Source organism: Dehalococcoidia bacterium, assembly GCA_028711995.1.
Taxonomy (GTDB): Bacteria; Chloroflexota; Dehalococcoidia; order SZUA-161; family SpSt-899; genus JAQTRE01.
Genome location: JAQTRE010000219.1, coordinates 1 through 3,204, shown reverse-complemented (window position 1 = coordinate 3,204; position 3,204 = coordinate 1). Strand labels below are relative to the sequence as shown.

General features: G+C 51.2%; 4 protein-coding genes and 1 pseudogene. 4 read left to right on the top strand and 1 reads right to left on the bottom strand.

The window, feature by feature from the left end:
* From PHV74_15780 to PHV74_15765, 4 genes and pseudogenes are all read left to right on the top strand, one after another.
* Positions 1–129 (top strand): IS5/IS1182 family transposase (locus PHV74_15780; protein ID MDD5095811.1); only part of this gene is annotated, 129 nt, incomplete at its 5' end.
* A 251-nt stretch (positions 130–380) separates the two neighbouring features.
* Positions 381–878: a nuclear transport factor 2 family protein gene (locus PHV74_15775; protein MDD5095810.1), complete on the top strand. Its 498-nt coding sequence runs from the start codon at positions 381–383 to the stop codon at positions 876–878.
* Positions 879–1,052: 174 nt separating this feature from the next.
* Positions 1,053–1,232, top strand: a complete 180-nt coding sequence (locus PHV74_15770; protein MDD5095809.1) for a hypothetical protein — start codon at positions 1,053–1,055, stop codon at positions 1,230–1,232.
* Positions 1,233–1,492: 260 nt separating this feature from the next.
* Positions 1,493–2,527, top strand: a pseudogene (locus PHV74_15765) (IS110 family transposase).
* Positions 2,528–2,829: 302 nt separating this feature from the next.
* Here the strand turns inward: PHV74_15765 and PHV74_15760 are convergent.
* Entirely contained in the window at positions 2,830–3,015 is a 186-nt protein-coding gene (locus tag PHV74_15760) for a helix-turn-helix transcriptional regulator (protein MDD5095808.1), read from the bottom strand.
* Positions 3,016–3,204 lie beyond the last annotated feature (189 nt).

The following is a 3,204-nucleotide window of genomic DNA, read 5'->3' as shown; positions in this document are numbered from 1 at the left end:
AAGCATCTTTGGGGTTACCGGAAGGTGAGATACAAAGGGCTCCTCAAGAATGCCTCCCAAGTGTTCAGCCTGTTTGCCCTGGCCAACCTATACATGGTTCGCAAGGACTTGCTGATGATTAGGGGGTAGTCTGCCCAAGCAGACAGGATTTCCCCTGAAAAGGGGGTTGTTCAGAGGGCGAAACCACAGAATAATCGCCAATAAACGCTATTTTACGTAGGAAATTGCGCCAGTTCGGTTTCTTGGCTAACTTATTCAGAGATTCCTTAGGTTTCAGTAATCGATTGACGGCGCGGAGACCAGAACTATAGAGGTGTACGAAGTTAAGGACAGTTTCGAGAGCATAAATATCTATATAAAAGAATCGAGGAGAGGAGAACATGACAACGTTACAACAGCGGATCGAACGTCTGGAAGATATTGAGGCTATCAAGGATCTCAAAAGAAGATACATATTCTCAATTGATATGGGTCGATATGATGACGCAATCGACACCTTCACTGAAGATGCAATCATTGATTATGGGGTATTTGGTCTCTATAAGGGCAGGGAGGCGCTCCGAAGATACCTTGTCTCAGATGTCACCAGACAAAGATCTCGTCCTAGTATTCACCACTTGCATAGTCCACTAATTGAATTTACCAATGACACGTTGGCCAGAGGTATATGGGAGCTTCAGGCGATGGCCCAGCCAACGACTGTTGACAAGGCATACTGGATGGCTGGTTATTTCACGGACGAATATGTGAAGGAAAACGGGCAGTGGAAGCAGAACAAATTAGAGATAACCTGGCAAATCATCACTGAGTATGAAAAGGGGTGGGGAAAGCAGCGAATGGCCTTCACCAAGTCCGACTTCGGTAAAATACAGCTTTGACAGTCAAACCTCGGGTTTAGTTTGGAGAAATTAATTAGTGGCGGCCGTTCCATCCGACGTTGGGCAGACAATTCTTTATCACTAAGCACAGTAGGCATGAAACCAACGTTGAGCCCCATACTATTGTCGAATGGCATGAGCTATCAAATCCCTCCGAAGAAAAGGGAGGGCTGCATGAGCGAAAAGGCGATTCGGGAACTCACCACGGAATTCGTGGAAATGTACAACAGCGGTGATGCCGTAGCGGCAGCTGAATTGTACACCGAGGATGCAAAGCTTCTACTGCCTGATATGGCGATAGTAAGTGGTAGACAAGCAGTCCAAAACTTCTGGATGATGGATGTAGACCGTTAGCTAATATGGGACTGCGATAATGTAGTCAGGCCACCTTCATGTAGGGCCTGACTCTAAATGGGACCGGCTCGGTGCCTTGTCTGTGATCTGTCGACTCAATCTGGTGGTGGCCACGAGAAAGTACCCCATCCGGCGAGTAGTGACCTTATAGGAGCATGGCTAAGCCTTGTCGCAGTCCTGTCCATTCTCCTGGCTTGAGGGTACAGTCTGATGAAGGAGGAGACTGTGAATTCTCAAGGTGCCTTCCTGTTCCTGGAGTTATTGTCGGGGTCGATACCCACAAGGATGAGCATGTGGCGGTAGCCATCGACAGACTTGGCGCTCGGATCGGCCAGCACGCGTTGCCTACGACCTGCGTAGGATACTTGAGCTTAGAGCAATGGGCGAACAGTTTAGGGGAGATAGAGGCATTCGGCATCGAAGGCACGGGCTCCTACGGAGCTGGCCTGTCTCGGTTTCTGGGCGACCGAGGGCATCGGATTATCGAGGTGAATCGGGCCGGACCGGTCCACTCGTCGCAGGAAGGGTAAGAGTGATCCTACCGATGCTGAAATGGCAGCCAGAGCGGTGCTCTCCGGCGTGGCTCGGGAAGAGCCAAAATCCGGTGTCGATGCGGTGGAAATGATCCGGATGATCAAGACCGCCAAAGACTCGGCGATGAAGGCTCGTACCCAGTCGATCAATCAAATGAAGGCTCTGGTCGTTACTGCCCCGGTTGAACTTCGATCCGCACTGAGGGATTTGACCACCAGCCAACTGATAGCTCGCTGTGCCAGGTGGCGTCCCGGGAAACTGCTGACGACAACATCAGCGGCCAAGTACACTCTATGGTCATTGGCTCGACGTCACATCCATCTTACCCGGGAGATAGAAGCTCTCGATGTTCACCTGGAGACGCTGACGACAGCAGTTGCCCCGAGACTGACGCAATCTTTTGGCATCGGCCCTGACACCGCTGCCACACTCTTGGTCACCGCCGGCAGTAACCCTGAACGTCTCGGATCCGAGGCAGCTTTTGCCGCCCAATGCGGGGTAAACCCAATACCTGCTTCTTCAGGCAAAACCAATCGGCACCGTCTGAATCGTGGTGGCGACCGCCGAGCGAATGCCGCCATCCATCGAATCGTGATTGTCAGGCTCCGTCATGACGAGAGACCATGGCATACTTGAAACGACGCATGGAGGAGGGGAAGACCAAAACGGAAGCAATCCGCTGCCTGAAACGCTACGTCGCTCGCGAAGTATTCGCCATCATCCATAGTCTGACCAAACCGAATATCATTCAATATGTTTGACATCTATAGGAGCATCTGCGATAAGCAAACATAACAGGGGAGATGGGTAGCATAAGGCCCAAGGAAATAGCACACTGACTTCAATTAGAAAAAGAGGCCACGTGTTCTGGCACGTGACACTGCCTGAAGCTGGTCAAGTGGCCCGTTAACACCGGTGTTCCGGTAACAACCCAAGCCGAGACCAGCGCTGCAGCGACCCCGTGTTTGCGGGGGAGATTGACCCTCCCCTGTTTCCACCACAAACACAGTAGCGCCTCCGAGCCCGATTGAATCGGGGATGTCCAGTTCATCCCTTCAGGTCATCACCAGAAGTCAATTTCCGTTGGCTTCACTTTCAAGGCCTCGGCAAGTTTGCGGCGCGTCTTGAAGTTCGGTTTATGGTGTTTGTTTTCGATACTGACAATGGTTGACTTCGCCACCTTGGCCAGTGCGGCCAAGTCTGCCTGACTCAACGCATTCCCCTCGCGAAATTCCTTGAGCGTTGCCATGGTAACTCCTTAACCCCCGTAATACTAAAACTACCGGAATCATACCACAATTGGCCCAATATAAAATTGGCGTTCCTGCAAAAAGGTAGCGCCTTGGTATTGAAGCTGATATTGGGATGCGATAGACTCAAGTTGAGGCTATTCGACTTGAGGTGAAGGGATGTTCAGAGAGAACCACAGGCATAAGCA

Excerpts from the sequence above, each read along its gene's own strand:
- PHV74_15770 (MDD5095809.1), top strand. The coding sequence starts at position 1,053 with ATGAGCGAAAAGGCGATTCGGGAACTCACCACGGAATTCGTGGAAATG.
- PHV74_15760 (MDD5095808.1), bottom strand. The coding sequence starts at position 3,015 with ATGGCAACGCTCAAGGAATTTCGCGAGGGGAATGCGTTGAGTCAGGCA.
- PHV74_15775 (MDD5095810.1), top strand. The coding sequence starts at position 381 with ATGACAACGTTACAACAGCGGATCGAACGTCTGGAAGATATTGAGGCT.